4 protein-coding genes are annotated in these 2552 nt (G+C 68.8%); 2 read left to right on the top strand and 2 right to left on the bottom strand.

The genetic code is table 11. The features are described 5' to 3' along the window. Both PV363_RS17185 and PV363_RS17180 read right to left on the bottom strand, forming a co-directional pair. On the bottom strand, positions 1-308 hold a 308-nt coding region (locus tag PV363_RS17185), incomplete at its 3' end, for a DUF6069 family protein (RefSeq protein WP_301023001.1). Next, positions 305-1312, bottom strand: coding sequence for an RNA polymerase subunit sigma-70 (locus tag PV363_RS17180; RefSeq protein ID WP_301023000.1), 1008 nt, complete (start codon positions 1310-1312; stop codon positions 305-307). The genes PV363_RS17185 and PV363_RS17180, both read right to left, overlap by 4 nt. A gap of 132 nt (positions 1313-1444) precedes the next feature. Here PV363_RS17180 and PV363_RS17175 point away from each other — a divergent pair, with 132 nt between their 5' ends. Both PV363_RS17175 and PV363_RS17170 read left to right on the top strand, forming a co-directional pair. Continuing rightward, positions 1445-1840 (top strand): DoxX family protein, encoded by a 396-nt coding sequence (locus PV363_RS17175; RefSeq protein WP_255559271.1) that lies wholly within the window; start codon positions 1445-1447, stop codon positions 1838-1840. Positions 1841-2099: 259 nt separating this feature from the next. Further along, positions 2100-2552 (top strand): ATP-binding protein (locus PV363_RS17170; protein WP_301022999.1); only part of this gene is annotated, 453 nt, incomplete at its 3' end.

The following is a 2552-nucleotide window of genomic DNA, read 5'->3' as shown; positions in this document are numbered from 1 at the left end:
AGTGTGGCGGTGGTCGCGGCATCCGCCTCGGCGAGGAACGGCGGGACGAGCGAGAGCGCGGTGAGCGACACCGTCGTCCGTACGAACCACACGGCGGGGCGAGCGCTCCAGCGCAACAAGGCGGCGGCGATGACGACGCCGACGAGCGAGAAGAAGCCGGTCACCACCGAGATCCCGGCCAACGGGATCGCCTCGCCGTCCGACACCTCCAAGTCCACGCCTGCCGCACGGGCGAGCGCGGCGGCGAGGGTGGTGACGACGACCGCGGCGAGCGTGGCGAGCACGCCGACGCCGACGAGCCGCCTCATGCGTCCGCCTGCAGGCGGTCCGGCAGCCCGAGCAGCGGGAACTGGTCGGCGTGGAAGATGGTGATCTCGGTGACCTTCCCGCCGCTGATCCGCAGGACGTCGATGGTCAATGGCAGGTACGCGTTCTCGGTCTCCTGCCACAGGTAGGCGGCGAGCGCAGGCTGGCGGTTGACCGCGGTCGGCAGGGCGTGCAGCCCCGTCATGCTCTCGAAGCCGTCCTCGACCCAGTCGCTCAGCACGGCCTCGCGGCCGACGTGCAGGCCAGGCGTCGGCGGCATCGAGAACCTCACGTCGTCGCTGAGCATCGCGGCGAGCGCGTCGATGTCGACGTCCACGCTTGCCTCGGTGTAACGGCGCACCAGCTCGCGGGTCTCGGCGTCCTCCTCGCCGCCGGTCCAGTCCTGACGCTCGGCGGGCAGATGCTCCCGCATGCCGGCTCGGGCACGCTGCAAGGCGCTGTTGACGGAGTTGACCGAGTCTCCGAGGAGCTCAGCGACGTCCTTCGCCGGCCACCCGAGCACGTCACGCAGGATCAACACGGCCCGCGGACGCGGCGCGAGGTGCTGGACGGCCACGACGTACGCGAGCTCGATCGTCTCCCGCGAGACGGCGGCGTTCTCCGGCTCGTCTGCGTCGTCGGCTCGGATCTCGTCGAGCAGGCGGTCCGGGTACGGTTGCAACCACGGCACCTCCCCGCCGGTCGCCGGATCCGGGCGACGCTTGGCCAGCAGGTCCAGGGAGGCGTTGGTGGCGATGCGATAGAGCCACGCGCGGAAGGTCGAGCGGCCCTCGAACGTGTCCCGCCGCCGCCACGCGCGGAGGAACGTCTCCTGGACTGTGTCCTCCGCATCCTGGAACGACCCGAGCATCCGATAGCAGTGCACGTGCAGCTCACGGCGGTGCCGTTCCACCTGTCCCGAGAACGCCTGCTCGTCGAGCATGCCGAGACCGCTCCCGCCCAGATCGCCCATGTCGATCTCCTCCAGCCGCGTGTCCGTACTCATCGGTCATCCTTCCCTCTTTCGTGTCCCGTCGTACGTGTGACGGGGGAGGGCGGGATTAGTCATCACTCGACTCGGTCGGGGCAGGAGCGCCGCCTCGTGTCACAGCACGCGGTCACGCGGCGTCTCCATGACATGAACCTCGACATGAACGTGGTGCTGTGGATCGCCACCGGCCTGCTGGCCCTGGTCGCCGTGGTGGGTGGAGTCACGAAGACCTTCATCCCCAAGGAGAGGCTGGCTGCACAGCGCGGTGGTGAATGGACCGCTGATGCGAGCGTCGGCTTCGTCAAGACGCTCGGTGTCCTGGAGCTCCTGGCCGCCGTGGGGCTGATCGTTCCCGCCGTCGTCGGTATCGCGCCAGTGCTGGCCCCCGTCACTGCCGCCTGTTGGGTGGTGCTCATGGTCGGGGCGATGATCACTCATGGCCGGTTGGGGCAGCCAGCCCTCGTGGCACTCACTGGGTTCTATCTCGCGATTGCGGCCTTCATCGCATGGGGTCGCTTCGGCGACTATCCGCTCGTGAGCTGATCGGCGGCGTACGGCTCGTTCGTCGAGGAAGCCGTCCTGTCACAACGAGTGGTCGCACGGTGTCTTCGTGACATGAACCTCGACATGTGCGTGTCGCTGTGGATCGCCACAGGTCTGCTGGCTGTGGTCGTCTTCGTAGGTGGCGTCACCACGACCTTCGTGCCCAAGAAGCCCCATCGCGGTGGCCATCATCGGTGTCGCTCGCGGCCGGCTGGGTCAGTCGTGGGTCTGCGTGCTTGCGACGTGACAGGCTTTCTCCGTGAGCGCGACAGCAACCCTTCACCTCATGGTCGGGCTGCCTGGCGTCGGCAAGACCACGGTCGCTCGCGGCCTCGAAGACACTGCACGAGCCGTACGCCTCACCCCTGACGAATGGATGATCCCGCTGTTCGGTGACCCGGAGGCCGACGGAAAGCGCGACATCCTCGAAGGGCGGCTCCTCTGGACGGCCCACCAGGTCCTCCGCGCTGGGGCGTCGGTCGTCGTGGACTTCGGTTGCTGGGTGGCGGCTGAGCGATGGGCCGTACGTGCGATCGCCGAGCACGCGGACGCGCGGTTCGAGATGCACGTCGTCGACCTGCCGGACGCCGAGCGCCGCGCCCGGGCTGCACGTCGATGGGCGAGCGGCCGCGAGACGACCGTCGACCTGCAGAAGTCGGACCACGATCGGGCTCGGGCGCTCTTCGAGCGCCCGTCAGCGGACGAGCTCCAC

This window comes from Mumia sp. (assembly GCF_028803055.1).
Classification (GTDB): Bacteria; Actinomycetota; Actinomycetes; order Propionibacteriales; family Nocardioidaceae; genus Mumia.
This window is presented reverse-complemented; position numbering and strand designations above follow the sequence as displayed.